This is a genomic window from Pseudomonas sp. PK-RTE-24 (assembly GCF_054052265.1).
This window is the reverse complement of sequence record NZ_CM133224.1, coordinates 1,884,830-1,909,287: the sequence shown is the minus strand read 5'-3', so window position 1 is coordinate 1,909,287 and position 24,458 is coordinate 1,884,830. Positions and strand designations below refer to the sequence as shown.

Sequence of the window (24,458 nt, the reverse complement as noted above, 5' to 3'; positions counted from 1 at the left end):
TCTGGTCGACTGCCGGCCCGCTGGCCGAGCGTCACTGTGCGTGTCTTACTGCGGCAAAACGGCGGCGAAGCCCGGAACATGGGCCTGGATCGCGTTGAGCAGTTCTTCTTTGCTGAACGGCTTGGTCAGAAATTGATCAGAGCCGACAATCCGCCCCTTGGCCTTGTCGAACAGACCGTCCCTGGACGACAGCATGATCACCGGCGTCGCCTTGAAGGCGCTGTTGTTCTTGATCAGGGCGCAGGTCTGATAACCGTCCAGACGCGGCATCATGATGTCGACAAAGATGATCCCGGGATGGTGGTCGGCAATCTTCGCCAGCGCATCGAAACCGTCGATGGCGGTGATCACTTCGCAACCGACATTCTTCAACAATGTTTCGGCGGTGCGGCGAATCGTTTTCGAGTCGTCGATCACCATGACCTTCAAGGCGCTGGACTGCTGTTCCATAAGAGGGTTCTACCGTCGCCTTTGCGAATCAAATTGTCCGTTTTGCTGTGAATAATGGCCTGAAACCCTTGAAACCCATGGGGCGGCGCGATCTGCCAGCCTTTTTAGCACAGTCTCCAGATGCAATCTATCGACGGGTTTTTCCTTGACCCGAAACCCGCCCGGCGCCACTCTGGCGGCACTTTTTCAATACCGATCCGGTAGCCAAATTTCGAGGAAAACCCAATGAGCGTTCGCGTCGGGATTGTCATGGACCCTATCGCCAGCATCTCCTATAAAAAGGATAGCTCGCTGGCCATGCTGCTGGCCGCGCAGAAGCGTGGCTGGGAACTGTTCTACATGGAACAGAAAGACCTGTATCAGGCCGAAGGCCAGGCGCGGGCGCGGATGAGCCCGCTGAAAGTCTTCGCCAACCCGGACAAATGGTTCGAGCTGGACGCCGAACAGGACAAGCTGCTGAGCGACCTGGACGTGATCCTGATGCGCAAGGATCCGCCGTTCGACATGGAGTTCGTCTACTCCACTTACCTGCTGGAGCAGGCCGAAGCCGCCGGCGTGCTGGTGGTGAACAAGCCGCAGAGCCTGCGCGACTGCAATGAAAAGCTGTTCGCTACGCTGTTTCCGCAGTGCACGCCGCCGACCATCGTCAGCCGCCGCCCGGACGTATTGCGTGAGTTCGCCGACCATCACGGTGACGTGATCCTCAAGCCGCTGGACGGCATGGGCGGTTCGTCGATCTTCCGCCACACCGCCGGCCACCCGAACCTCTCGGTAATCCTCGAAACCCTGACCCTGCACGGCAAGCAGCAGATCATGATTCAGGGTTACCTGCCGGCGATCGTCGATGGCGACAAGCGCATCCTGATGATCGATGGCGAGCCGGTGGATTACTGCCTGGCGCGGATTCCGGCGCTGGGCGAAACCCGTGGCAACCTCGCCGCCGGTGGCCGTGGCGAAGCGCGTCCGCTGACCGAGAAGGATCGCTGGATCGCCGCCCAGGTCGGCCCGACCTTGCGCGAGAAAGGCCTGCTGTTTGTCGGCCTCGACGTAATCGGCGAGCACCTGACCGAAATCAACGTCACCAGCCCGACCTGCATCCGCGAAATCGACAATGCGTTCGGCACTGATATCGGCGGCATGCTGATGGATGCGATCGAAAAGCAGCTGCAAGCTTCGAGCCGCAAGCCACAAGCTTGAAGCCGGCCCGCGTCAGCTTGAAGCTTGAAGCTTGCGGCTCGTCGCTTGCTTCTATGTCACTTGCAGCTAAAAACCAACATTGCGTTATCATGCCGGGCCCATGAAAACGCGATGTTGGTTTTTCTGTCATGACCCTCCCGTCCGATCTGCCCGCTGAACTCGCCCATCGTGGCGTGCGCCCGGCCGATCGCCTCGGTTTTACCCTGTTTCTCGCGGCGCTGATTCACCTGGCGCTGCTGCTCGGCGTCGGCTTCACCATGGTCGAGCCGCAGCAGATCAGCAAAACCCTGGAAATCACCCTGGCCACCTTCAAGGCCGAGAAGAAGCCGGAAAAGGCAGATTTTCTCGCTCAGGAAAACCAGGAAGGCAGCGGCACGCTCGAGAAGAAGGCCCTGCCCAAGACCACCGAAGTCGCGCCGTTCCAGGACAATCAGGTCAAAAAGGTCACCCCGCCGCCCGCCGCCAAGCCAGTGGTGCAGGAAGCGGCACCGAAGGCAGCGGTGACCACCGTCGCGCCGAAACCGAAAAAGGCGCCGACCAAGAAAGAAGAAAGCAAAACCGAAGTCAAACCGACCGTCGACGCGCCGGTGTTCGACAGCTCGCAGTTGTCCAGCGACATCGCCAGCCTCGAGGCGGAGCTGGCCAAGGAACAACAGCTGTACGCCAAACGCCCGCGCATCCACCGTTTGAGCGCGGCCTCGACCATGCGCGACAAGGGCGCCTGGTACAAGGACGACTGGCGCAAGAAGGTCGAGCGCATCGGCAACCTCAACTACCCCGAAGAAGCACGGCGCAAGCAGATCTACGGCAATTTGCGCCTGATGGTCTCGATCAACCGCGACGGTTCGCTGTATGAGGTGCTGGTGCTCGAATCCTCCGGCCAGCCGCTGCTCGATCAGGCGGCGCAGCGCATCGTCCGCCTGGCCGCGCCTTTTGCACCGTTTACCGGCGATCTGTCGGACATCGACCGCCTGGAAATCATTCGCACCTGGAAATTTGCCCGGGGCGACAAGCTCTCCAGCAATTAAGAGCAAAATCAAAAGATCGCAGCCTTCGGCAGCTCCTACAGTGGGCCTGCGTACACCCTGTAGGAGCTGCCGAAGGCTGCGATCTTTTAAAGCCTCAGCTTGTCAGTTTGCCCCTTCGACGCCACACTAGCGCTCATGAAAAACGTCAGCCCCAGCTACCTCAAGCATCATTTCCTGATCGCCATGCCACACATGGCCGACCCGAACTTTGCCCACACCTTGACCTACATCGTCGAGCACACGGCCAATGGCGCGATGGGGCTGGTGGTCAACAGGCCGCAAGACTTGAACCTGGCCGACATCCTCGAACAGCTGCGCCCGGACATAGAGCCGCCGGCACGCTGCCAGGATGTGCCGATCTTCATCGGCGGGCCGGTGCAGACCGATCGCGGTTTCGTCCTGCACCCGGCGGGCCAGACCTTCCAGGCCACCGCGCAGCTGGACGGCGACCTGGCCCTGTCGACTTCGCAGGACGTGCTGTTCGCCATCGCTGACGGCGTCGGCCCCACGCAGAGCCTGATCACCCTCGGTTACGCCGGCTGGGAAGCCGGGCAACTGGAAGCCGAACTGGCCGACAACGCCTGGCTGACCTGCCCGTTCAACGCCGACATCCTGTTCAACACCCGCAGCGAATTGCGCCTGGAAGCAGCAGCGCGGCACTTGGGCATCGACCTCAATCTGCTCACCAGCCAGGCAGGTCACGCCTGATGGCCCTGCGCCTGATTCTCGGCTTCGACTACGGCACCAAACAGATCGGCGTCGCGGTCGGCCAGGTCATCACCGGCCAGGCCCGCGAGCTGTGCACTTTGAAAGCGCAGAACGGCGTGCCGAACTGGGATCAGGTCGAAGCGCTGATAAAAGAATGGAAACCCGACGCCGTGGTGGTCGGCCTGCCGCTGAACATGGACGGCACGCCGAGCGACATGTGCGTGCGCGCCGAGAAATTCGCCCGCCGCCTCAACGGCCGCTACAACCTGCCCTTCTATACCCACGACGAACGCCTGACCACTTTCGAAGCCAAGGGCGAGCGACTGGTGCGTGGCGGGCAGAAAGGCAGTTACCGCGACAACCCGGTGGACGCCATCGCCGCCGCCCTGCTGCTGCAGGGCTGGCTCGATGAAAACACTGCATTGTTTGAATCCTGACAAGCGCTTCGGCGCTTTTCTTTTGGTTATAAACCGAGCTTCGTCCGGCAGGACGCAGCGCGGAATCACGAAGGAGCAACCATGAGCCTGCCCAATCCCGCCGATCTGATCAGCCAGATGGCGACCCGCCTCAAGGCGCACCTTGCCCAGCGTGACATCAGCGAACCGCGTTACATCGGCATCCGCACCGGCGGCATCTGGGTCGCGCAGGCGCTGCTCAAGGAACTGAACAGCGATGCGCCACTGGGCACGCTGGATGTGTCCTTCTATCGCGATGACTTCAGCCAGAACGGCCTTCACCCGCAAGTGCGCCCGTCCGCCCTGCCCTTCGAGATCGAAGGCCAGCATCTGGTGCTGATCGACGACGTGCTGATGAGCGGTCGGACTATCCGCGCCGCCATGAATGAACTGTTCGATTACGGCCGCCCGGCCAGCGTCACCCTGGTCTGCCTGCTGGACCTGGACGCCGGCGAACTGCCGATCCGCCCGAACGTGGTCGGCGCCACCCTGACCCTGGCCGGCAACCAGCGGGTCAAGTTGTCCGGCCCCGAGCCGCTGACGCTCGAACTGCAAGACGTCACCCTTTAATCCGCCCTATTGAGAGTCCCCCTCGCGATGACGCCTCTAGATACCAAGCGCCCGCTGCAGCTCAATGATCAGGGCCAGCTGCGCCACTTCCTCTCGCTCGACGGCCTGCGCCGCGAGTTGCTGACGGAAATCCTCGACACTGCCGACTCGTTCCTTGAAGTCGGCGCCCGGGCGGTGAAGAAGGTCCCGTTGCTGCGCGGCAAGACCGTGTGCAACGTGTTCTTCGAAAACTCCACGCGCACCCGCACCACGTTTGAACTGGCGGCCCAGCGGCTGTCGGCAGACGTGATCACCCTGAACGTGTCGACATCGTCGGCGAGCAAGGGCGAAACGCTGCTCGATACCCTGCGCAACCTTGAAGCGATGGCTGCCGACATGTTCGTCGTGCGCCACGGCGACTCGGGCGCGGCGCACTTCATCGCCGAGCATGTCTGCCCGCAGGTGGCGATCATCAACGGCGGCGACGGCCGGCATGCGCACCCGACCCAAGGCATGCTCGACATGCTCACCATCCGTCGGCACAAGGGCGGTTTCGAAAACCTCTCGGTGGCGATCGTCGGCGACATCCTGCATTCGCGGGTGGCGCGCTCGAACATGCTCGCGCTGAAAACCCTCGGCTGCCCGGATATCCGCGTGATCGCGCCGAAAACCCTGCTGCCGATCGGCATCGAGCAATACGGCGTCAAGGTCTACACCGACATGGCTGAAGGCCTGAAAGACGTCGACGTGGTGATCATGCTGCGCCTGCAGCGCGAGCGCATGACCGGCGGCCTGCTGCCCAGCGAAGGCGAATTCTATCGCCTGTTCGGCCTGACCACCGCGCGTCTGGCCGGGGCCAAACCCGATTGCATCGTCATGCACCCGGGGCCGATCAATCGTGGCGTGGAGATCGAGTCGGCGGTGGCCGACGGCCCGCACTCGGTGATCCTCAATCAAGTGACCTACGGCATCGCGATTCGTATGGCTGTGCTGTCCATGGCCATGAGCGGGCAGACTGCGCAACGTCAATTCGAGCAGGAGAACGCCCAGTGAAGCTCAGCATTCTCGGCGCACGCGTTATCGATCCCAGCAGCGGCCTGGATCAAATCACCGACATCCACGTTGAAGCCTGCAAGATCGTCGCCCTCGGCGCCGCACCGGCCGGTTTCAGCGCAGTAGAAACCATCGATGCCCAAGGTCTGGTCGCCGCACCTGGCCTGGTCGATCTCAATGTCGCCCTGCGCGAGCCGGGTTACAGCCGCAAAGGCTCGATCGTCAGCGAAACCCGCGCCGCCGCTGCCGGTGGCGTGACCAGCCTGTGCTGCCCACCGAAGACCAGACCGGTGCTCGACACCTCAGCCGTCGCCGAACTGATCCTCGACCGCGCCCGCGAAGCCGGCAACACCAAGGTGTTCCCGATCGGCGCGCTGAGCAAAGGACTGGACGGTGAGCAATTGGCCGAACTGGTGGCCCTGCGCGACGCCGGGTGCGTGGCGTTCGGCAACGGTCTGGAAAGCTTCCGCAACACTCGCACCCTGTGCCGGGCGCTGGAATATGCGGCGACTTTCGACCTGACGGTGATCTTCAACTCGCAGGATCACGATCTGGCCGAGGGCGGTCTGGCCCACGAAGGCGCGGTCGCCAGTTTCCTTGGCCTGCCGGGCATCCCGGAAACCGCCGAAACCGTGGCGCTGGCTCGCGATCTGCTGCTGGTCGAGCAGACCGGCGTGCGTGCGCATTTCAGCCAGCTGACCAGTGCGCGCGGTGTGGCGCTGATTGCCCAGGCCCAGGCCCGTGGCTTGAAGGTAACGGCGGATGTTGCGTTGTATCAGCTGATCCTGACTGACGAAGCCCTGATCGACTTCAACAGCCTCTACCACGTGCAACCGCCGCTGCGCACCCGCGCCGACCGCGATGGCCTGCTTGAGGCAGTGAAGTCCGGGGTGGTTTCGGCGATCTCCAGCCATCACCAGCCCCACGAGCGCGACGCCAAACTGGCCCCGTTCGGCGCCACCGAGCCGGGCATCAGCAGTGTTGAGTTGCTGCTGCCGCTGGCGATGACGCTGGTTGAGGATGGTTTGCTCGACTTGCCGACGCTGCTGGCACGTCTCAGCGCAGGACCGGCCGAAGCGCTGCGCCTGCCTGCGGGCAAACTGGCGGTGGGCGGTGCGGCGGATATCGTGCTGTTCGATCCGAAGTCATCGACGGTGGCCGGTGAACAATGGCTGTCGAAGGGCGAGAACTGCCCGTTCATCGGGCATAGTCTGCCGGGCGTGGTGCGCTATACGCTGGTGGATGGGCGGATTACGCACCAGGCTTGATAGCCAGTTGACCCCTTCGCGAGCAGGCTCGCTCCCACAGGTATTGCGGTGATTCCTGTGGGAGCGAGCCTGCTCGCGAAAGCTTACTGGATGGCGCCGCGATTCTGCGCGTTGCGCACCGACACCTGATCGTTCAGCGTCCAGAAGTCATACAGCACGCCAATAAAGAACAACCCGCCGGTCAGCAGATACAGCAAGCCGCTGATCCATTTGCCCTGGTACATGCGGTGCACGCCGAACACACCGAGGAAGGTCAGCAGAATCCACGCGACGTTGTACTCGATCGGCCCGGCGGCAAAGCGCAGGTCCGCTTCGCGATCCATCGCCGGGATCAGAAACAGGTCGATCAGCCAGCCAATCCCCAGCAAACCGAAGGTGAAGAACCAGATCGTCCCGGTCACCGGTTTGCCGTAGTAAAAGCGGTGCGCGCCAGTGAATCCGAAAATCCACAGCAGGTAGCCGATGACTTTGCTGTGAGTGTCTTTTTCTTTCACGCGGGGTAGCTGATAGCTGTTCATTAAGACCTCATTGCACTCGATAGATAAATATTCTTCATTTCTTTGTGACTTTTTTACAGGTGGCCGACGTATGGCAAATGTTACCGTTGCTAGCGCGAAACCCTTGTAGAACCTGACTTCTGTCGGACAATTGCGTACTTTTTGAGCGTTTTTGGTTCCGTAGCCGGCGGAATGAATCGATGAACGGCCTCGGAACGACAAAAAAAGCTGTTATAAAGTTGCGCGCTATCACTTATGAGCCACGCCTAATGCGACCATTTTTCAAGACATGGCTGACTATTTGCCTATTAATGCCACTGGCCGCCCACGCCACCAATCGTGAGCAACGTCTTCCCAACGTCAACGGCTTCACCCCTAAATCCCATGCTTCGGCTCCTTCGAGCAAAAGCAGCAAGAGCAAGACCACCACGCTGAGCAGCAAGAGCCGCAGCAAGCTGGTGCCACCGATGGCGAGCAAGGAAAGCAGCAATGTGCTGAGCCGTGCGGTAAACGTCCTCGGTACACCTTATCGTTGGGGCGGCAGCAGCCCAAGTAAAGGCTTCGATTGCAGCGGTCTGGTGAAATACGCGTTCAACGACGCTACTTTCGACCTGCCACGCACCTCCAACGCCATGGCCAGCGGTCACGGCGAGAAAGTCGAGCGCAAGGATCTGAAGCCGGGCGATCTGATTTTCTTCAACATCAAGAGCCGTCGGGTCAACCACGTTGCCATCTACCTGGGCAACGACCGCTTCATCCACGCCCCGCGCCGTGGCAAAGCGGTGAGCATCGACACGCTGAACAAGCCGTACTGGGAAAAGCATTACGTCGTGGCCAAGCGCGTGTTGCCGAAAGAACAACAGCAACTGCGCGTAGTCCAGCGCTGAGCTGACTGATCCGGAAATCTGCTCAAGCAGTACCGCCACCTTCGCGAGCAGGCTCGCTCCCACAGAAGAATGCATTCCAGCTGAAGGAATGCGGTTTGATGTGGGAGCGAGCCTGCTCGCGAAGGGGCCGGCAGCCGCACCACCGACCCTCAGAAGTTATCCGGGGTGCGCGCCTTCTCTCGCGCATGCTCGCGGCTGATCAGGCCCTTGGTCACCAGATCTTTCAGGCACATATCGAGTGTCTGCATCCCCAGCGACCCGCCCGTCTGAATCGCTGAATACATCTGCGCCACCTTGTCCTCGCGAATGAGGTTACGGATCGCCGATGTCCCGAGCATGATTTCATGCGCCGCCACCCGCCCGCCGCCGATCTTCTTGATCAATGTCTGCGACACCACCGCCAGCAACGACTCCGACAGCATCGAACGCACCATCGACTTCTCGTCGCCGGGGAACACATCCACCACGCGGTCGATGGTCTTCGCCGCCGAGGTCGTGTGCAGGGTGCCGAATACCAGATGCCCGGTCTCGGCGGCGGTCAGCGCCAGGCGAATGGTTTCCAGATCACGCATTTCGCCGACCAGAATCACGTCCGGGTCTTCACGCAAGGCCGAACGCAGCGCGGTGGCGAAGCTGCGCGTATCGCGATGGACTTCGCGCTGATTGATCAGGCATTTGCGCGATTCATGGACGAACTCGATGGGGTCCTCAATGGTGAGGATGTGGTGATGGCGATGGGTGTTGAGGTAATCGATCATCGCCGCCAGCGTGGTCGATTTGCCGGAGCCGGTCGGCCCGGTGACCAGCACCAGCCCGCGCGGCGCGTCCGTGATCTTGCGGAAAACATCGCCCATGGCGAGGTCTTCCATGCTCAGCACTTTCGACGGAATGGTGCGGAACACGGCGCCGGCGCCACGGTTCTGGTTGAATGCGTTGACCCGAAAGCGCGCCACGCCGGGTACATCGAAGGAAAAATCCGTTTCCAGATTTTTCTCGAATTCGATGCGCTGGGTGTCGTTCATGATGTCGTAGATCAGCTCGTGCACTTGCTTGTGATCCAGCGCCGGCAGATTGATCCGTCGCACGTCGCCATCGACACGGATCATCGGCGGCAGGCCGGCCGACAGGTGCAGGTCGGAAGCGCCCTGTTTGGCGCTGAAGGCCAGCAGTTCAGTGATATCCATAGCGTCCCTCAATTCCAGTAGAATGCCGCGAACCTACAGACCGCCGGCGCCTCTTGATGTCCACGATAGCAGACAACATCCTTCAGGTTAGTTCGCGCATCCAGGCAGCGGCGAAAGCTGCGCACCGCGACGAAAACAGCATCCATTTGCTCGCCGTGAGCAAGACCAAACCCGCCCAGGCCCTGCGGGAGGCCTACGCCGCCGGCCTGCGCGACTTCGGCGAAAACTACTTGCAGGAAGCCTTGGGCAAACAGCTGGAGCTGGCCGACCTGCCCTTGATCTGGCACTTCATAGGCCCCATTCAATCGAACAAGACTCGCGCGATTGCCGAGCATTTCGACTGGGTGCACTCCGTGGATCGTCTGAAAATTGCCCAACGCCTGTCCGAACAACGCCCGGCCGAACTGCCGCCCCTGAACATCTGCATTCAGGTCAATGTCAGCGGCGAGGCGAGCAAATCCGGTTGCACCCCGGCCGATCTGCCAGCGCTGGCCGAGGCCATCAGCGCCCTGCCCCGGCTGAAATTGCGCGGACTGATGGCGATTCCCGAGCCGACCGAAGAGCGCGCTGAACAGGACGCTGCCTTCGCCGCCGTGCAGACATTGCAGGCGAGCCTCGCTCTGCCGCTCGACACACTGTCCATGGGCATGAGCCACGACCTCGAGTCGGCCATTGCCCAAGGCGCCACCTGGGTGCGGATCGGTACCGCGCTGTTTGGCGCCAGAGATTATTCCCAGTCTTGAACGTTTCCAGATAAGGACCACACATGAGCAACACACGTATTGCGTTTATCGGTGCGGGCAACATGGCGGCCAGTCTGATTGGCGGCTTGCGCGCCAAAGGTCTGGAAGCGGCGCAGATCCGCGCCAGCGATCCGGGCGAAGACACCCGCGCCAAAGTCAGCGCCGAACACGGCATCGAAACCTTCGCTGACAACGCCCAGGCCATCGACGGCGTCGATGTCATCGTGCTGGCGGTCAAGCCACAGGCGATGAAAGCCGTGTGCGAGGCGATTCGCCCAAGCCTGAAACCGAATCAACTGGTGGTGTCGATCGCCGCCGGCATTACCTGCGCGAGCATGACCGCGTGGCTCGGCGAACAGCCGATCGTGCGCTGCATGCCGAACACCCCGGCGCTGCTGCGTCAGGGTGTCAGCGGTTTGTACGCGACCAGCGAAGTAACCGCCGAGCAGCGTCAGCAAGCCGAAGAGCTGCTGTCCGCCGTCGGCATCGCCCTGTGGCTGGAAGAAGAACAGCAACTGGACGCAGTCACCGCAGTGTCCGGCTCCGGCCCGGCGTACTTCTTCCTGCTGATCGAAGCGATGACCGCCGCCGGCGTCAAACTTGGCCTGCCAAAAGAGATCGCTGAGCAACTGACCGTGCAGACTGCTCTGGGCGCCGCGCACATGGCGGTGTCCAGCGATGTCGATGCAGCCGAACTGCGCCGCCGCGTGACCTCGCCGAATGGCACCACGGAAGCTGCGATCAAATCATTCCAGGCTGGCGGCTTCGAAGCGCTGGTTGAAACCGCACTCGGCGCCGCCGCGCACCGCTCGGCCGAAATGGCCGAACAACTGGGCAAATAAAGGAGCCTTACATGATCGGATTGAACACCGCAGCGGTTTACGTGCTGCAAACCCTCGGCAGCCTGTACCTGCTGATCGTGCTGCTGCGCTTCGTCCTGCAACTGGTGCGGGCGAACTTCTACAACCCGCTGTGCCAGTTCGTGGTCAAGGCCACTCAGCCGCTGCTCAAGCCTTTGCGCCGGATCATCCCAAGCCTGTTCGGCCTCGACATGTCGTCGCTGGTGCTGGCGATTCTGGTGCAACTGCTGCTGATGGCGCTGACCCTGCTGCTGACCTACGGCACCACCGGCAACCCGCTGCAACTGTTGATCTGGTCGCTGATCGGCGTCACTGCGCTGTTCCTGAAGATCTTCTTCTTCGCTCTGATCATCAGCGTGATTCTGTCGTGGGTTGCACCGGGCAGCCACAATCCGGGTGCTGAACTGGTCAACCAGATCTGCGAACCGGCGCTGGCACCGTTCCGCCGCTTCCTGCCGAACCTCGGCGGCCTGGATCTGTCGCCGATCTTCGCCTTCCTTGCGCTGAAATTGATCGACATGCTGGTGATCAACAATCTGGCGGCGATGACGATGATGCCGGAGATTCTGCGTTTGCTGATGTAAGCCAGTGCGCTCGGTCTGACTGACCGAGTCGCCTTTTTCGCGAGCAGGCTCGCTCCCACATTGGAATGCATTTCAACTGTGGGAGCGAGCCTGCTCGCGAATGGCTGCACCTTGGTCCGAAGCGAAAACGCCGGACCTGATCGTTGCTTGCCGCTAACCCCCCCGGTCTTTAGACTTACGCCTCATTTCAACGAGAGCAGGGTCGATGCCAACTGCCTTTCCCGCCGATTCTGTTGGTCTGGTAACGCCGCAAACCGCGCATTTCAGCGAACCGCTGACGCTGGCCTGTGGCCGTTCGCTGGCCGCTTATGACCTGATTTATGAAACCTACGGCACGCTGAACGCCCAGGCGAGCAACGCCGTGCTGATCTGCCACGCGCTGTCCGGTCATCATCACGCCGCTGGTTATCACAGCGTCGACGACCGCAAGCCCGGTTGGTGGGACAGCTGCATCGGCCCCGGCAAGCCGATCGACACCAACAAGTTCTACGTGGTCAGCCTGAACAACCTCGGCGGCTGCAACGGCTCCACCGGCCCGAGCAGCGTCAACCCGGAGACCGGCAAGCCGTTCGGCGCCGACTTCCCGGTGCTCACCGTCGAAGACTGGGTGCACAGCCAGGCGCGCCTGGCTGACCTGCTCGGCATCGGCCAGTGGGCGGCGGTGATCGGCGGCAGCCTCGGCGGCATGCAGGCGTTGCAATGGACCATCACCTACCCCGATCGCGTGCGGCACTGCCTGGCCATCGCCTCGGCACCAAAACTGTCGGCGCAGAACATCGCCTTCAACGAAGTCGCGCGCCAGGCGATCCTCACCGATCCGGAATTCCACGGCGGCTCGTTCCAGGAAGCAGGCGTGATCCCCAAGCGCGGGCTGATGCTGGCGCGCATGGTCGGGCACATCACCTATCTGTCCGATGATTCCATGGGTGAGAAATTCGGCCGTGGCCTGAAGAGCGAAAAGCTCAACTACGACTTCCACAGTGTCGAGTTCCAGGTCGAAAGCTACCTGCGTTATCAGGGCGAAGAGTTCTCCGGGCGCTTCGATGCCAACACTTATCTGTTGATGACCAAAGCGCTGGACTACTTCGATCCGGCGGCGAACTTCGACGATGATCTGGCGAAAACCTTCGAAAACGCCACGGCCAAGTTCTGCGTGATGTCGTTCACCACCGACTGGCGCTTCTCCCCGGCGCGCTCGCGGGAACTGGTGGATGCGCTGATGGCCGCGCGCAAGGACGTCAGTTATCTGGAAATTGACGCACCGCAGGGCCACGACGCCTTCCTGATTCCGATCCCGCGTTACTTGCAGGCGTTCGGCAATTACATGAACCGCATTTCGTTGTGAGAAAGCCATGAGAGCTGATCTGGAAATCATCCAGGAATGGATCCCCGCCGGCAGCCGCGTCCTCGACTTGGGTTGCGGTGACGGCGAGCTGCTGACCTGGCTGCGCGACAACAAGAACGTCACCGGTTATGGCTTGGAAAACGACGCCGACAACATCGCCGAGTGCGTGGCTAAGGGCATCAACGTCATTGAGCAGGATCTGGACAAAGGCCTGGGCAACTTCGCCAGCAACAGTTTCGACATCGTCGTCATGACCCAGGCCCTGCAAGCGGTGCATTACCCGGACAAGATCCTCGACGAAATGCTCCGGGTCGGCCGGCAGTGCATCATCACCTTCCCCAATTTCGGCCACTGGCGCTGCCGCTGGTATCTGGCGAGCAAGGGCCGCATGCCGGTCTCGGAATTCCTGCCCTACACCTGGTACAACACGCCGAACATTCACTTCTGCACCTTCGAGGACTTCGAAGAGCTGTGCCGCGAACGTGACGCCAAGGTCATTGATCGGCTTGCCGTGGATCAGCAGCACCGCCACGGGTGGGCCAGTAAGCTATGGCCTAATCTGTTAGGTGAAATCGGTATCTACCGCGTCAGCAGTCCGCAGTTGGCGGACCACCGAGTCGCGGTCTGAGCCTGGGCATTCGAAGGAGCACGAACATGAGTCGTCTAGCGTTGCTGTTACTCACCGCCTGCCTGAGCGCCAGCGCCATGGCGGCGGACGTCATCAAAGGTGAACGCAAGGAAACCTTCGGCGACATCACGGTTCACTACAACACCTTCAACTCGACGTTCCTGCAACCGGACATCGCCAAGGCCGCCGAGCTGATCCGCAGCAAGAACCAGGGCGTGATCAATGTTTCGGTGGTCAAGGACGGCAAACCGATGATCGCCAGCGTCACCGGCACGATCAAGGACCTGACCAGCAACAGCGTGGCGCTGAAATTCCGCCAGGTCACCGAACAGGGTGCGATCTACTACATCGCCCAGTACCCGGTGCCGCAGCAGGAAACCCGCACCTTTGAAATCAAGGTGCAGAACGGCGACAAGATCAACACCATCAATTTCAACCAAGAACTCTTTCCCGGCGAATGATGAACATCAAGCAGCTCGTACTGGCCAGCCATAACGCCGGCAAACTCAAAGAACTTCAGGCCATGCTCGGTGACTCGGTGCAACTGCGCTCGATTGGCGAGTGGAGCAAGGTCGAGCCGGAAGAAACCGGCCTGTCGTTCGTCGAGAACGCGATTCTCAAGGCGCGCAACGCCGCGCGTATTTCCGGGCTGCCGGCACTGGCCGATGATTCCGGGCTGGCGGTGGATTTCCTTGGCGGTGCGCCGGGTATCTACTCGGCGCGTTACGCCGACGGCCAGGGCGATGCGGCGAACAACGCCAAACTGCTCGATGCGCTGAAGGACGTACCGCAAGCCGAGCGCGGCGCGCAGTTCGTCTGCGTATTGGCACTGGTGCGCCACGCCGATGATCCGCTGCCGATTCTCTGCGAAGGCCTGTGGCACGGGCGCATCCTCACCGCTGCCAGCGGCGAGCACGGCTTCGGTTATGACCCACTGTTCTGGGTGCCGGAGCGCGACTGCTCCAGCGCCGAACTGAGCCCGGCCGACAAGAACCAGATCAGCCACCGCGCCCGTGCAATGGATCTGCTGCGCCAGCGTCTGGGCTTGAAATGACCACTGATTCTTCCGCGTCGTCGCTGATTATCGGCGGCGCCGCGTCCTCGCCTCGGGCGCCGCTGCCAACCCTGCCGCCCCTGGCGCTGTACATCCACATTCCGTGGTGTGTACGCAAATGCCCGTATTGCGATTTCAACTCGCACACCGCCAGCCCGGTGCTGCCGGAGCAGGAATACGTCGACGCGCTGCTGGCCGATCTCGATCAGGATCTGCATGCGGTGTATGGCCGTGAGCTGACTTCGATTTTCTTCGGTGGCGGGACGCCGAGCCTGTTCAGCGCCGAAGCCCTCGGGCGCTTGTTGAAGGGCGTCGAACAACGCATCCCGTTCGCCGCCGACATCGAAATCACCCTTGAGGCCAATCCAGGCACCTTCGAGCAAGAGAAGTTTGTCGCCTATCGCAAGCTGGGGATCAATCGGCTGTCGATCGGTATCCAGAGCTTTCAGCAGGAGAAGCTTGAGGCCCTTGGCCGCATCCACAACGGTGACGAAGCCGTGCGTGCGGCGGGCATGGCGCGACAGGCAGGGTTCGATAACTTCAACCTGGACTTGATGCACGGTTTGCCCGATCAGTCGCTGGACGATGCCCTGAGCGATCTGCGCCAGGCCATCGCGCTGAAGCCGACGCACATTTCCTGGTATCAACTGACGCTGGAGCCGAATACGGTGTTCTGGAATCAGCCGCCAGTGCTGCCGGAAGACGACACCCTGTGGGACATTCAGGAAGCCGGTCAAGCGCTGCTGGCCGAGCACGGTTACGCGCAATACGAAGTGTCGGCGTATGCCCAGGCCGGTCGACCGGCGCGGCATAACCTCAATTACTGGAGTTTTGGCGATTTCATCGGCATCGGCGCCGGCGCCCATGGCAAGTTGAGTCACCCGGACGGGCGCATCGTGCGCACATGGAAAACCCGGCTGCCGAAGGATTATCTGAACCCGGCGAAAAGCTTTCAGGCCGGCGAGAAATCGCTGAGCAATGACGAGATGCCGTTCGAGTTCCTGATGAACGCCCTGCGCCTGACTGCCGGGGTCGAATCGCGCCTGTATCCGGAGCGCACCGGCCTGTCGCTGGACACCCTCGCCGAAGGCCGGCGCGAGGCCGAACAAAGCGGCCTGTTGCAGGTCGAACCGTCACGCCTGGCGGCGACCGAACGCGGCCAGCTGTTTCTCAACGATTTGCTGCAACAATTTCTGAACTGACTTCAGCTCAAAGGGAAAACGCATGGATTTGATACTCGACCTGCTGGCCACCGTCTCCCGCTGGAGCCGCAGCAATCTCTCGGAAATCGCTTTGGCGCTGGTCGGTTGCCTGCTGGTGCTGTTCGGCGCTGACTTCAAAGGCTGGGTCGAGCAACGCCTGGGCAGCATCGCCGGCGCCCTGCGCGTGCCCCTGATGGCCCTGCTCTGCCTGATCGGCAGCGGCGCCGCGCTGATCTACGCCACGCCATGGGTGATCAAAGGCCTGAGCCAGTTCAACAACTACAGCCTGGCGCCGGTGCTGCTGGTGGTACTGGTGCTGATCGGCGTCGTCGCCGACCGCCGCTGACCCCGCAAGCACCCCGAAACGAAATGTGGGAGCGAGCCTGCTCGCGAAGGCGTCATGACATCCAACATCATCGTTGATTGTCAGACCGCTTTCGCGAGCAGGCTCGCTCCCACAGTTGATTGCAATGAAAGGGAAGTTCATGAGTAAAAAACTACTGGATGAGACGAGCAAATTTCTCAGCTTCGTGTTGCGTCACCAGCCTCAAGCGATTGGTCTTACGCTGGATTCGGATGGCTGGGCAAATATAGAAGCACTGATCAGCGGCGCGGCGCGTGATGGCAGGCATTTAAGTCGTGAGCTGATTGAAAACGTCGTGACCAGCAGTGACAAGACGCGTTTTACGATTTCCGCTGATGGCCACTGTATACGCGCTGTTCAAGGCCACTCGACGAAAAGCGTTGATCTGCAATTCGAGCAGAAACAGCCACCGCAAACGCTCTACCACGGAACAGCGACGCGTTTTCTCGACTCGATCCACAAACAAGGCTTGATTCCAGGACAACGCCATCAGGTGCATCTGTCCGACGAGATCGCCACCGCGTCGGCCGTGGGTCAACGCTACGGAACGCCAGTCGTTCTGAAGGTTGCCGCGAAGCAGATGGAAGAACAGGGCTTCAAGTTCTATCAGGCCGAAAATGGCGTCTGGTTGACAGAGCAGGTGCCCGCTCGATTTCTTGCCCCCCTGTAATCTCCTCATACACAAAACAATTGTGGGAGCGAGCCTGCTCGCGAAGGCGTCTTGACATCCAACATCATCGTTGATTGTCAGACCGCTTTCGCGAGCAGGCTCGCTCCCACAGTTTTTATTGCGTGATGCTTAAGCGATCTTTTCGAACTTCAGATCCCACACGCCATGGCCAAGTCGTTCGCCACGGCGTTCGAACTTGGTGATCGGGCGTTCGGCCGGGCGCGGGACGCATTTGCCGTCTTCGGCAAGGTTGCGGTAGCCCGGGGCGACGTTCATCACTTCCAGCATGTACTCGGCGTACGGCTCCCAGTCGGTGGCCATGTGCAGAATGCCGCCAACCTTCAACTTGCTGCGCACCAGTTCGGCGAACGAGGCCTGGACGATGCGGCGCTTGTGGTGGCGGCTCTTGTGCCACGGATCCGGGAAAAACAGCATCAGGCGATCGAGGCTGTTGTCGGCGATGCAGCGATTGAGCACTTCGATCGCGTCACAATCGTAGACCCGCAGGTTGGTCAGCCCTTGGGTCAGCACGCCATTGAGCAGCGCGCCGACACCCGGACGGTGTACTTCAACACCGATGAAATCCTGCTCTGGAGCGGCCGCGGCCATTTCCAGCAGCGAATGGCCCATGCCAAAACCGATTTCCAGCGAGCGCGGCGCCGAGCGGCCGAACACCTGGTCGTAATCGACCGGCGCATCGGCCAGCGGCAGCACGTACAGCGGCGCGCCCTGATCCAGGCCGCGTTGCTGGCCTTCGGTCATGCGCCCGGCGCGCATCACGAAACTCTTGATGCGGCGGTGTTGGCGCTCGTCGCCTTCGTCCGGCTGGACAGGCGTGTCGTTCGATTCAGTCATCAATGGCTCTTACTTGATCAGACCATCCAGCGGCGAAGAGGCGCTGGCATAAAGTTTTTTCGGCATGCGGCCGGCGAGGTACGCCAGGCGACCGGCGACGATGGCGTGCTGCATGGCTTGCGCCATCATGACCGGTTGCTGGGCGTGGGCGATGGCCGAGTTCATCAGTACGGCGTCGCAACCCAGTTCCATGGCGATGGTCGCGTCGGAAGCGGTACCGACACCAGCATCCACCAGCACCGGGATCCTGGCTTCTTCGAGGATGATCTGCAGGTTGTACGGATTGCAGATACCCAGACCGGAGCCGATCAGACCGGCCAGCGGCATCACGGCGATGCAGCCGATTTCCGCCAGTTGCCGGGCGATGATGGGGTCATCGCTGGTGTAGACCATCACGTCGAAGCCTTCCTTGACCAGGGTTTCAGCGGCCTTGAGGGTTTCGATCACGTTGGGGAACAGGGTTTTCTGGTCGGCCAGCACTTCCAGCTTCACCAGATTGTGGCCATCGAGCAGCTCACGCGCCAGGCGGCAGGTGCGCACGGCTTCGATGGCGTCGTAGCAACCGGCGGTGTTCGGCAGAAAGGTGTAGCGATCTGGCGACAGCACTTCGAGCAGGTTCGGCTCGCCTTCGATCTGGCCCAGGTTGGTGCGGCGTACGGCGAAGGTGACGATCTCGGCACCCGAGGCTTCGATGGCCTGGCGGGTTTCTTCCATGTCACGGTACTTGCCGGTACCGACCAGCAAACGCGACTGGTAAGTACGACCGGCCAGCACAAAAGGCTTGTCGCTACGAACGATGCTCATGGGGAATCCTCTTTAAGGGTGAGGGTCTTGCAGAATTCTGTGCCCTTGCGGGCCGGGACAATCAGCCGCCGCCGATGGCGTGGACCACTTCGACGTTGTCGCCGTCGTTCAACGTGGTGTCGGCATGCTGGCTGCGCGGGACGATGTCCAGATTGAGCTCGACCGCCACCCGACGTCCGGCCAGATCCAGACGGGTGATCAGGCCCGCAACGGTTTCACCGTCGGGCAGTTCAAAGGACTCACCGTTCAACTGAATGCGCATGCACAACGCCGCCATCATTTTTAGGGGCTGGCATTCTAGCCCGATCATGACCTAAAGGTCAGTACCAAGCGTCAAGCGGTTAGCTGCAAGCGCCAAGCGGCGAGGCCGAGGCAAACCCAACCGATGAGAAACGCGAGGCCACCAAAAGGGGTAATGATGCCGAGCTTGCTGATGCCGGAGGTGGTCAGCAGATACAGGCTGCCGGAGAACAACACAATGCCGACGGTGAAGGACACGCCGGCCCAAGCGACCAGCCGCCCTGGAATCTGCGTGGCCAGCAGCGCAACGCCGAACAGTGCGAGTGTGTGCACCAATTGGTAGGTGACGCCCGTGTGGAAAATCGTCAGGTATTCCGGCGTCAGACGGTTTTTCAGGCCGTGGGCGGCAAACGCGCCCAGCGCAACACCGGTGAAACCGAAAAAAGCGGCCAGCATCAAAAAGCCACGCAGCATGAGGAACTCCAGTCAGACGCCATCGGCAGGGTCTGTATAATGGCCCGCTCCACGGGTTCGGCCAAGCCATCTCTATGCTGCGTTCAATTTTCCGTCGTCTCACGAAGGCCCTGCTCTGGTTCGCCGGCGGCAGTGTCTTGCTGGTGCTGGTGTTTCGCTTTGTGCCACCGCCGGGCACGGCGTTGATGGTCGAGCGCAAGGTCGAATCCTGGGTCGACGGCGAGCCGATTGACCTGCAGCGCAGCTGGAAACCGTGGAACGAGATCTCCGATGACCTGAAAGTGGCGGTGATTGCCGGCGAAGACCAGAAATTCCCTGAGCACTGGGGTTTCGATCTGCGCGCGATTCAGGCTGCTCTGGCCCACAACGAACTGGGCGGTTCGATTCGCGGTGCCAGCACCTTGAGCCAACAGGTGTCGAAAAACCTCTTTCTGTGGTCGGGCCGCAGTTATCTGCGCAAAGGCCTGGAGGCGTGGTTTACCGCGCTGATCGAGGTGTTCTGGCCCAAGCAGCGAATTCTCGAGGTGTACCTGAACAGCGTCGAGTGGGATGACGGCGTATTTGGCGCTGAAGCGGCGGCCCGCCATCACTTTGGTGTGAGCGCAAAGTCGTTGTCGCGCCAGCAGGCGAGTTATCTGGCTGCCGTACTGCCCAATCCACGGGTGTGGAGCGCGAGTCATCCGACCGGTTATGTATCGCGCCGGGCTGGGTGGATTCGGCAGCAGATGAGTCAGTTGGGCGGAGACAGTTACTTGCTCGGGCTGAACGATTCGCGGCGGGCGCCTTGGGCTGAATAACACCGAAATTCCAATGTGGGAGCGAGCCTGCTCGCGAAAGCGGTGTGTCAGCTTGCATTGATGGCACTGATAAACCGCTTTCGCGAGCAGGCTCGCTCCCACAGGGTTTTGTGTTGAAACAGAAATGAAAACGCCCCGATCATCGCTGATCGGGGCGTTTTTTATTGCGGATTCGCCAGTTAAGCGGCGATCGACAACTTGAGCTTGTTCATCGCGCTCTTTTCGAGCTGACGGATTCGCTCGGCCGACACGTTGTACTTCTGCGCCAGATCGTGCAGCGTGGCTTTCTCTTCCGCCAGCCAGCGCTGGTAGAGGATGTCACGGCTGCGTTCGTCCAGCACTTCCAGTGCTTCGTGCAGGTTGGTGTTCGAGTTGTCGCTCCAGTCGGCATCTTCCAGTTGACGCGCCGGGTCGTACCGGTGGTCTTCCAGGTAGTTGGCCGGAGACTGGAAAGCACTGTCGTCGTCGGCTTCGGCAGCCGGGTCGAAGGCCATGTCGTGACCGGTCAGACGACTTTCCATCTCGCGCACTTCACGTGGCTCGACGCCAAGGCTTTCCGCCACACGGTGGACTTCCTCGTTGTTCAGCCACGCCAGGCGCTTCTTCTGGCTGCGCAGGTTGAAGAACAGCTTGCGCTGGGCCTTGGTGGTCGCGACTTTCACAATGCGCCAGTTGCGCAGGATGAACTCGTGAATTTCCGCCTTGATCCAGTGCACGGCGAACGACACCAGACGCACGCCCATTTCCGGGTTGAAGCGCTTGACGGCCTTCATCAGGCCGACGTTGCCTTCCTGGATCAGGTCAGCCTGAGCCAGACCGTAGCCGGAATAGCTACGGGCAATGTGTACGACAAAACGCAGGTGGGCGAGCACCATCTGCCGAGCCGCCCCCAAATCCTGCTCATAGTAGAGACTCTCGGCCAGTTCACGCTCCTGCTCCGGCGTCAGCAATGGAATGCTGTTGACGGTGTGCACGTAGGCTTCCAGGTTCGCACCCGGAACCAACGCATACGCAGGTTGCAAAGAATTGGTCATACGAAAAAACCTCCCACTCACATACTCGTGCCTCTCGGCACTGCGAAAAATTGACCGGGAACTCAGGTACAAGTTCCCATAAAAACCGCAAGGTCAATCACGCGCAAAAAAGATTCTACTTCGGCGCCAGCTCCCTGAGATGACGTGCGACTGCAATCCATGCACCGATATAACCCAACAGCACCGCGCCAAGCAAGAGCGACAGACCGTCGGCCACTGGCACACCGGCCAGGGCGAAATCACTGCCGTACAAGCCGGCCAGTCCGACCACCGCATCGTTCAGCCAGTTGAGGCCGAACGCCAATACGCCCCAGGACAACAGCCCTGCACCGAAGCCATACAACGCGCCCATATAAAGGAAAGGGCGGCGCACATAACTGTCAGTGCCGCCGACGAGTTTAATCACTTCTATCTCGGTGCGGCGGTTTTCAATATGAAGACGAATGGTATTGCCTATCACCAAAAGTAATGCAGACACCAACAACACCGTCAGACCGAATACAAAGCGGTCGCCAAGCTTGAGGATGGCGGCCAGACGCTCGACCCAGACTAGATCAAGTTGCGCCTGTTGTACCTTCGGCAGCTCGGAAAGTTTTTGTCTTAATGCTTCGAGTGTCGGCTTGTCGACTTCGTTCGGTGTCACCAGCACCACACCCGGCAAAGGGTTGTCAGGCAGCTCACGCAGGGCTTCGCCCAGGCCGGATTGCTGCTGGAACTCTTCCAGCGCCTGATCGCGGCCGACATATTCGGCATCAGCGACGCCCGGCATGCCTTTGATCTGCTCACGCAGCGCTTCGCCTTGTTCCGGGCTGGCGTCGAGTTGCAGGTACAGGGAAATCTGCGCCGCGCGCTGCCAGGAACCGCCGAGACGTTCGACGTTATTGAGCAACAGCGAAAGCCCCATCGGCAGACTCAACGCCACGGCCATCACCATGCAGGTGAAGAAGCTGCCGATCGGCTGTTTGCCGAGACGGCGCAGGCTGTCGAGCAGGCTGGCGCGATGGCTTTCGATCCAGGCGCGAAACAGCGTGGCGAAGTCCGGGCCGTCGTCATCGTCGTGCTTTTTCTTTTTCTGCGGTTGCGGATCGGCGGCCTTCGGGGCCACGCGCTCGGAAACCTTAGGACTGCGTGTCGCACTCATACCCCGGCCTCCCCGTCGCCGATGAGGCGGCCGCGTTGCAGGGTCAGCATGCGATGACGCATGCGCGCGATCAGTGCCAGGTCGTGACTGGCGATCAGTACGCTGGTGCCCAAACGGTTGATGTCTTCGAACACGCCCATGATTTCGGCGGCCAGACGCGGGTCGAGGTTACCGGTCGGTTCGTCCGCCAGCAGCAAGGCCGGGCGGTGGACGATGGCGCGGGCAATGCCGACGCGCTGTTGCTGACCGGTGGACAGGTCGCCCGGGTACAGATCGGATTTATCCGACAGCGCCACGCGCTCCAGCGCCGAATCGACGCGCTTGGCGATCTCGACCTTGGACAGGCCGAGGATCTGCAGCGGCAAGGCGACGTTGTTGAACACCGTGCGATCGAACAACAACTGGTGATTCTGGAACACCACGCCGATCTGCCGACGCAGAAATGGAATCTGCGCATTGCTGATAGTGCTCAGGTCTTGCCCGGCGAGCAGCAATTTGCCGCTGGTCGGCCGTTCCATTGCCAGCAACAGGCGCAACAGCGTGGATTTACCGGCACCGGAGTGGCCGGTGACAAACAAGAATTCGCCACGACGGACTCGAAAGCTCAGCTCATGCAAGCCGACGTGACCGTTCGGGTAGCGTTTACCGACCTGTTCGAAACGAATCATGAACGCTCCCGCTCGGCAAACAGTGCTTGGACAAAGGGTTCGGCTTCAAAGGTACGCAAATCGTCGATGCCTTCACCGACGCCGATGTAGCGAATCGGCAGGCCGAATTGCTTGGCCAGGGCGAAAATCACCCCGCCCTTGGCAGTGCCATCGAGTTTGGTCAGCGCCAGGCCGGTCAGTTCGACGGTCTGATTGAACTGCTTGGCCTGGTTGATCGCGTTCTGGCCAGTACCGGCGTCGAGCACCAGCAGCACTTCATGCGGCGCGTCGGCGTCGAGCTTGCCGATCACCCGGCGAACCTTTTTCAGTTCTTCCATCAGGTTGTCTTTGGTGTGCAGACGACCGGCGGTGTCAGCGATCAGCACGTCGATGCCACGGGCCTTGGCCGCTTGCACGGCGTCGAAGATCACCGAAGCGGAATCGGCGCCGGTGTGCTGAGCGATCACCGGAATCTTGTTGCGCTCGCCCCAGACCTGCAATTGCTCTACCGCCGCAGCACGGAAGGTGTCACCAGCGGCGAGCATGACTTTCTTGCCTTCCAGTTGCAGCTTCTTCGCCAGTTTGCCGATGGTGGTGGTTTTGCCGGCGCCGTTGACGCCGACCACCAGAATCACGAAAGGCTTGTTCTGCGAGGCGATTTTCAGCGGTTGTTCGACCGGTTTGAGCATTGCGGCCAGTTCGGCCTGCAGGGATTTGTACAGGGCGTCGGCGTCTGCCAGTTCCTTGCGTGCAACCTTCTGGGTCAGGCGCTGAATGATCTGCGTCGTAGCCTCGACACCGACGTCGGCGGTCAGCAGTCGGGTTTCGAGGTCATCGAGCAGGTCATCGTCGATGGTCTTGCGCCCGAGGAACAGGCTGGCCATGCCCTCGCCGATGCTGGCGCTGGTCTTCGACAGGCCTTGCTTGAGGCGGGCGAAGAAGCCGGCTTTGGTTTCTTCGGTGCGCGGGGTTTCGACGGGCGTTTCTACAGGCGCTTCGACCGGCACGATCGGAGCGACAACTGGCGCAGCGGCAAGCGGTGCGGGCTCAGGCTCGGATGGCGGAACAACCGGGGCGGCGGGTTCAGAAATGATCGGCGCTGGCTCGGCAACCGGCTCAGGCACAGGCTGCGCAGCCACCTCGGCAACCGGCGCAGGAATCACTGGAGTCACATGCGGCGCTGCTTCTTCAACCAGCGCGACCGGCTCTTCTGCCACTGGCAAGGTCAGCCACGGCTCGGCGGCGGGCGTCAGCGGCAACTCGGCAGCGGCCGGCGTTTCGGGCTCGAACTCAACCTCCGGTTGCAGCACCGGCTCGGCGATAGGCAGCACAATCGGTGCCGGCTCTTCTTCTATTACAGGTGCTGGCGCGGGGGCCGGCTCAGGAATCGCGGGCGGCTGTTCGACGACGGGTTCCTGCGGTTTCTTCCGCAGCCATCCGAACAGGCTTTTCTTCTCGCCAGCCGCAGCTGGGCTCTTCTTGTCGTCGTTGGAACCAAACATGGAGGACGGCTATCTCACGGTAGCGACGCGCCAACAGGGCGCCCCGGCAAATAAATATTCGATGCAGAACAGACTGTGTTTCACCCAGCTTGTTCACGCGCAACATTTTGTCGAGGCACCGAAAGCACCTCAAGGATCGTTTTTACGATGATCTAAACCGGCAAAAATCGGCGAAAACGCAGGGTCTGGTTGCCAAACCGCTGCCTTGTGCCGCAAACCCATTCAGCCTTATCAGGTT

At 61.0% G+C, this 24,458-nt stretch carries 30 protein-coding genes; 19 read left to right on the top strand and 11 right to left on the bottom strand.

Annotation, left to right across the window (positions count from 1 at the left end):
* Positions 1–45: 45 nt before the first annotated feature.
* Complete coding sequence (gene pilG, locus ACV8MC_RS08470; RefSeq protein ID WP_016772743.1) at positions 46–450, bottom strand: twitching motility response regulator PilG; 405 nt, start codon at positions 448–450, stop codon at positions 46–48.
* A 225-nt stretch (positions 451–675) separates the two neighbouring features.
* Here pilG and gshB point away from each other — a divergent pair, with 225 nt between their 5' ends.
* The 7 genes from gshB to ACV8MC_RS08435 all read left to right on the top strand — a co-directional run bounded on the left by gshB (position 676) and on the right by ACV8MC_RS08435 (position 6,708).
* The gene (gene gshB / locus ACV8MC_RS08465) at positions 676–1,647 is read left to right on the top strand and encodes a glutathione synthase (RefSeq protein WP_076564433.1); all 972 of its coding nucleotides are present in this window, start codon (positions 676–678) and stop codon (positions 1,645–1,647) included.
* A 128-nt stretch (positions 1,648–1,775) separates the two neighbouring features.
* On the top strand, positions 1,776–2,675 hold the full coding sequence (locus ACV8MC_RS08460; protein ID WP_406227785.1) for an energy transducer TonB: 900 nt from the start codon (positions 1,776–1,778) through the stop codon (positions 2,673–2,675).
* Between the two features lie 135 nt (positions 2,676–2,810).
* Entirely contained in the window at positions 2,811–3,383 is a 573-nt protein-coding gene (locus ACV8MC_RS08455; RefSeq protein WP_150743561.1) for a YqgE/AlgH family protein, read from the top strand.
* Positions 3,383–3,820: a Holliday junction resolvase RuvX gene (ruvX, locus tag ACV8MC_RS08450; protein ID WP_041476809.1), complete on the top strand. Its 438-nt coding sequence runs from the start codon at positions 3,383–3,385 to the stop codon at positions 3,818–3,820. The genes ACV8MC_RS08455 and ruvX overlap by 1 nt, the downstream gene beginning before the upstream one ends.
* Before the next feature lie 81 nt (positions 3,821–3,901).
* Positions 3,902–4,408, top strand: a complete 507-nt coding sequence (gene pyrR / locus ACV8MC_RS08445) for a bifunctional pyr operon transcriptional regulator/uracil phosphoribosyltransferase PyrR (protein ID WP_016772737.1) — start codon at positions 3,902–3,904, stop codon at positions 4,406–4,408.
* Between the two features lie 27 nt (positions 4,409–4,435).
* A complete protein-coding gene (locus tag ACV8MC_RS08440; protein WP_016772736.1) occupies positions 4,436–5,440 on the top strand; it encodes an aspartate carbamoyltransferase catalytic subunit in 1,005 nt (334 codons plus the stop codon).
* Positions 5,437–6,708, top strand: coding sequence for a dihydroorotase (locus ACV8MC_RS08435; protein WP_236167711.1), 1,272 nt, complete (start codon positions 5,437–5,439; stop codon positions 6,706–6,708). The genes ACV8MC_RS08440 and ACV8MC_RS08435 overlap by 4 nt, the downstream gene beginning before the upstream one ends.
* Before the next feature lie 83 nt (positions 6,709–6,791).
* On the opposite strand, the gene ACV8MC_RS08430 is transcribed toward ACV8MC_RS08435, so the two are convergent.
* On the bottom strand, positions 6,792–7,226 hold the full coding sequence (locus ACV8MC_RS08430; RefSeq protein WP_056786390.1) for an NINE protein: 435 nt from the start codon (positions 7,224–7,226) through the stop codon (positions 6,792–6,794).
* Positions 7,227–7,474: 248 nt separating this feature from the next.
* Between ACV8MC_RS08430 and ACV8MC_RS08425 the strand changes: the two genes are divergently transcribed.
* Positions 7,475–8,092 (top strand): C40 family peptidase, encoded by a 618-nt coding sequence (locus tag ACV8MC_RS08425; protein WP_024014657.1) that lies wholly within the window; start codon positions 7,475–7,477, stop codon positions 8,090–8,092.
* Between the two features lie 149 nt (positions 8,093–8,241).
* On the opposite strand, the gene ACV8MC_RS08420 is transcribed toward ACV8MC_RS08425, so the two are convergent.
* Positions 8,242–9,276, bottom strand: a complete 1,035-nt coding sequence (locus tag ACV8MC_RS08420; RefSeq protein ID WP_041476813.1) for a type IV pilus twitching motility protein PilT — start codon at positions 9,274–9,276, stop codon at positions 8,242–8,244.
* 56 nt (positions 9,277–9,332) lie between these two features.
* Between ACV8MC_RS08420 and ACV8MC_RS08415 the strand changes: the two genes are divergently transcribed.
* The 10 genes from ACV8MC_RS08415 (at position 9,333) to ACV8MC_RS08370 (ending at position 16,726) form a co-directional block, all read left to right on the top strand.
* Positions 9,333–10,019: a YggS family pyridoxal phosphate-dependent enzyme gene (locus tag ACV8MC_RS08415; RefSeq protein WP_071172225.1), complete on the top strand. Its 687-nt coding sequence runs from the start codon at positions 9,333–9,335 to the stop codon at positions 10,017–10,019.
* Positions 10,020–10,042: 23 nt separating this feature from the next.
* Positions 10,043–10,861 carry a pyrroline-5-carboxylate reductase gene (gene proC, locus ACV8MC_RS08410; RefSeq protein WP_041476815.1) on the top strand — a complete coding sequence of 273 codons (819 nt, stop codon included), beginning with the start codon at positions 10,043–10,045 and terminating at the stop codon, positions 10,859–10,861.
* Positions 10,862–10,872: 11 nt separating this feature from the next.
* Positions 10,873–11,463 (top strand): YggT family protein, encoded by a 591-nt coding sequence (locus tag ACV8MC_RS08405; RefSeq protein WP_039757546.1) that lies wholly within the window; start codon positions 10,873–10,875, stop codon positions 11,461–11,463.
* Positions 11,464–11,668: 205 nt separating this feature from the next.
* Positions 11,669–12,808: a homoserine O-succinyltransferase MetX gene (metX, locus tag ACV8MC_RS08400; protein ID WP_252877050.1), complete on the top strand. Its 1,140-nt coding sequence runs from the start codon at positions 11,669–11,671 to the stop codon at positions 12,806–12,808.
* 7 nt (positions 12,809–12,815) lie between these two features.
* Entirely contained in the window at positions 12,816–13,436 is a 621-nt protein-coding gene (gene metW / locus ACV8MC_RS08395; RefSeq protein ID WP_024014659.1) for a methionine biosynthesis protein MetW, read from the top strand.
* A 26-nt stretch (positions 13,437–13,462) separates the two neighbouring features.
* The gene (locus tag ACV8MC_RS08390) at positions 13,463–13,897 is read left to right on the top strand and encodes a DUF4426 domain-containing protein (RefSeq protein ID WP_236167713.1); all 435 of its coding nucleotides are present in this window, start codon (positions 13,463–13,465) and stop codon (positions 13,895–13,897) included.
* Complete coding sequence (rdgB, locus tag ACV8MC_RS08385) at positions 13,894–14,490, top strand: RdgB/HAM1 family non-canonical purine NTP pyrophosphatase (protein WP_024014661.1); 597 nt, start codon at positions 13,894–13,896, stop codon at positions 14,488–14,490. Before ACV8MC_RS08390 ends, rdgB begins: the two co-directional genes overlap by 4 nt.
* Positions 14,487–15,692: a radical SAM family heme chaperone HemW gene (gene hemW / locus ACV8MC_RS08380; RefSeq protein WP_056786374.1), complete on the top strand. Its 1,206-nt coding sequence runs from the start codon at positions 14,487–14,489 to the stop codon at positions 15,690–15,692. The genes rdgB and hemW overlap by 4 nt, the downstream gene beginning before the upstream one ends.
* A gap of 22 nt (positions 15,693–15,714) precedes the next feature.
* A complete protein-coding gene (locus ACV8MC_RS08375) occupies positions 15,715–16,038 on the top strand; it encodes a DUF3392 domain-containing protein (RefSeq protein ID WP_008083808.1) in 324 nt (107 codons plus the stop codon).
* Positions 16,039–16,177: 139 nt separating this feature from the next.
* Positions 16,178–16,726: an RNA 2'-phosphotransferase gene (locus tag ACV8MC_RS08370; protein ID WP_457265003.1), complete on the top strand. Its 549-nt coding sequence runs from the start codon at positions 16,178–16,180 to the stop codon at positions 16,724–16,726.
* A 129-nt stretch (positions 16,727–16,855) separates the two neighbouring features.
* Here ACV8MC_RS08370 and trmB read toward each other — a convergent pair whose 3' ends face one another.
* The 4 genes from trmB to ACV8MC_RS08350 form a co-directional block, all read right to left on the bottom strand.
* Positions 16,856–17,581: a tRNA (guanosine(46)-N7)-methyltransferase TrmB gene (gene trmB, locus ACV8MC_RS08365; protein ID WP_024014663.1), complete on the bottom strand. Its 726-nt coding sequence runs from the start codon at positions 17,579–17,581 to the stop codon at positions 16,856–16,858.
* A gap of 9 nt (positions 17,582–17,590) precedes the next feature.
* A complete protein-coding gene (locus ACV8MC_RS08360) occupies positions 17,591–18,385 on the bottom strand; it encodes a thiazole synthase (RefSeq protein WP_041476820.1) in 795 nt (264 codons plus the stop codon).
* A 61-nt stretch (positions 18,386–18,446) separates the two neighbouring features.
* On the bottom strand, positions 18,447–18,647 hold the full coding sequence (gene thiS / locus ACV8MC_RS08355) for a sulfur carrier protein ThiS (RefSeq protein ID WP_038861193.1): 201 nt from the start codon (positions 18,645–18,647) through the stop codon (positions 18,447–18,449).
* A 71-nt stretch (positions 18,648–18,718) separates the two neighbouring features.
* Complete coding sequence (locus ACV8MC_RS08350; protein ID WP_457265002.1) at positions 18,719–19,099, bottom strand: DUF423 domain-containing protein; 381 nt, start codon at positions 19,097–19,099, stop codon at positions 18,719–18,721.
* Between the two features lie 74 nt (positions 19,100–19,173).
* Between ACV8MC_RS08350 and mtgA the strand changes: the two genes are divergently transcribed.
* Positions 19,174–19,896 (top strand): monofunctional biosynthetic peptidoglycan transglycosylase, encoded by a 723-nt coding sequence (gene mtgA, locus ACV8MC_RS08345; RefSeq protein ID WP_056786362.1) that lies wholly within the window; start codon positions 19,174–19,176, stop codon positions 19,894–19,896.
* A gap of 179 nt (positions 19,897–20,075) precedes the next feature.
* Here the strand turns inward: mtgA and rpoH are convergent, their stop codons facing one another.
* The 4 genes from rpoH to ftsY all read right to left on the bottom strand — a co-directional run bounded on the left by rpoH (position 20,076) and on the right by ftsY (position 24,220).
* A complete protein-coding gene (gene rpoH, locus ACV8MC_RS08340) occupies positions 20,076–20,930 on the bottom strand; it encodes an RNA polymerase sigma factor RpoH (RefSeq protein WP_016772717.1) in 855 nt (284 codons plus the stop codon).
* Between the two features lie 115 nt (positions 20,931–21,045).
* Positions 21,046–22,071, bottom strand: a complete 1,026-nt coding sequence (gene ftsX, locus ACV8MC_RS08335) for a permease-like cell division protein FtsX (RefSeq protein WP_016772716.1) — start codon at positions 22,069–22,071, stop codon at positions 21,046–21,048.
* A complete protein-coding gene (ftsE, locus tag ACV8MC_RS08330; RefSeq protein ID WP_016772715.1) occupies positions 22,068–22,739 on the bottom strand; it encodes a cell division ATP-binding protein FtsE in 672 nt (223 codons plus the stop codon). The genes ftsX and ftsE overlap by 4 nt, the downstream gene beginning before the upstream one ends.
* Entirely contained in the window at positions 22,736–24,220 is a 1,485-nt protein-coding gene (ftsY, locus tag ACV8MC_RS08325; RefSeq protein ID WP_457264999.1) for a signal recognition particle-docking protein FtsY, read from the bottom strand. Before ftsY ends, ftsE begins: the two co-directional genes overlap by 4 nt.
* Positions 24,221–24,458: the final 238 nt, after the last annotated feature.

Coding starts and splice junctions, on each gene's coding strand:
- mtgA (WP_056786362.1), top strand. CDS start 19,174: ATGCTGCGTTCAATTTTCCGTCGTCTCACGAAGGCCCTGCTCTGGTTC.
- ftsX (WP_016772716.1), bottom strand. CDS start 22,071: ATGAGTGCGACACGCAGTCCTAAGGTTTCCGAGCGCGTGGCCCCGAAG.
- thiS (WP_038861193.1), bottom strand. CDS start 18,647: ATGCGCATTCAGTTGAACGGTGAGTCCTTTGAACTGCCCGACGGTGAA.
- rdgB (WP_024014661.1), top strand. CDS start 13,894: ATGATGAACATCAAGCAGCTCGTACTGGCCAGCCATAACGCCGGCAAA.
- ftsY (WP_457264999.1), bottom strand. CDS start 24,220: ATGTTTGGTTCCAACGACGACAAGAAGAGCCCAGCTGCGGCTGGCGAG.
- ACV8MC_RS08440 (WP_016772736.1), top strand. CDS start 4,436: ATGACGCCTCTAGATACCAAGCGCCCGCTGCAGCTCAATGATCAGGGC.
- ftsE (WP_016772715.1), bottom strand. CDS start 22,739: ATGATTCGTTTCGAACAGGTCGGTAAACGCTACCCGAACGGTCACGTC.
- ACV8MC_RS08430 (WP_056786390.1), bottom strand. CDS start 7,226: ATGAACAGCTATCAGCTACCCCGCGTGAAAGAAAAAGACACTCACAGC.
- metW (WP_024014659.1), top strand. CDS start 12,816: ATGAGAGCTGATCTGGAAATCATCCAGGAATGGATCCCCGCCGGCAGC.
- ACV8MC_RS08455 (WP_150743561.1), top strand. CDS start 2,811: ATGAAAAACGTCAGCCCCAGCTACCTCAAGCATCATTTCCTGATCGCC.
- hemW (WP_056786374.1), top strand. CDS start 14,487: ATGACCACTGATTCTTCCGCGTCGTCGCTGATTATCGGCGGCGCCGCG.
- pilG (WP_016772743.1), bottom strand. CDS start 450: ATGGAACAGCAGTCCAGCGCCTTGAAGGTCATGGTGATCGACGACTCG.
- ACV8MC_RS08360 (WP_041476820.1), bottom strand. CDS start 18,385: ATGAGCATCGTTCGTAGCGACAAGCCTTTTGTGCTGGCCGGTCGTACT.
- ACV8MC_RS08390 (WP_236167713.1), top strand. CDS start 13,463: ATGAGTCGTCTAGCGTTGCTGTTACTCACCGCCTGCCTGAGCGCCAGC.
- ruvX (WP_041476809.1), top strand. CDS start 3,383: ATGGCCCTGCGCCTGATTCTCGGCTTCGACTACGGCACCAAACAGATC.
- ACV8MC_RS08375 (WP_008083808.1), top strand. CDS start 15,715: ATGGATTTGATACTCGACCTGCTGGCCACCGTCTCCCGCTGGAGCCGC.
- trmB (WP_024014663.1), bottom strand. CDS start 17,581: ATGACTGAATCGAACGACACGCCTGTCCAGCCGGACGAAGGCGACGAG.
- proC (WP_041476815.1), top strand. CDS start 10,043: ATGAGCAACACACGTATTGCGTTTATCGGTGCGGGCAACATGGCGGCC.
- ACV8MC_RS08415 (WP_071172225.1), top strand. CDS start 9,333: ATGTCCACGATAGCAGACAACATCCTTCAGGTTAGTTCGCGCATCCAG.
- gshB (WP_076564433.1), top strand. CDS start 676: ATGAGCGTTCGCGTCGGGATTGTCATGGACCCTATCGCCAGCATCTCC.
- ACV8MC_RS08350 (WP_457265002.1), bottom strand. CDS start 19,099: ATGCTGCGTGGCTTTTTGATGCTGGCCGCTTTTTTCGGTTTCACCGGT.
- ACV8MC_RS08405 (WP_039757546.1), top strand. CDS start 10,873: ATGATCGGATTGAACACCGCAGCGGTTTACGTGCTGCAAACCCTCGGC.
- ACV8MC_RS08425 (WP_024014657.1), top strand. CDS start 7,475: ATGCGACCATTTTTCAAGACATGGCTGACTATTTGCCTATTAATGCCA.
- pyrR (WP_016772737.1), top strand. CDS start 3,902: ATGAGCCTGCCCAATCCCGCCGATCTGATCAGCCAGATGGCGACCCGC.
- ACV8MC_RS08420 (WP_041476813.1), bottom strand. CDS start 9,276: ATGGATATCACTGAACTGCTGGCCTTCAGCGCCAAACAGGGCGCTTCC.
- ACV8MC_RS08370 (WP_457265003.1), top strand. CDS start 16,178: ATGAGTAAAAAACTACTGGATGAGACGAGCAAATTTCTCAGCTTCGTG.
- rpoH (WP_016772717.1), bottom strand. CDS start 20,930: ATGACCAATTCTTTGCAACCTGCGTATGCGTTGGTTCCGGGTGCGAAC.
- metX (WP_252877050.1), top strand. CDS start 11,669: ATGCCAACTGCCTTTCCCGCCGATTCTGTTGGTCTGGTAACGCCGCAA.
- ACV8MC_RS08460 (WP_406227785.1), top strand. CDS start 1,776: ATGACCCTCCCGTCCGATCTGCCCGCTGAACTCGCCCATCGTGGCGTG.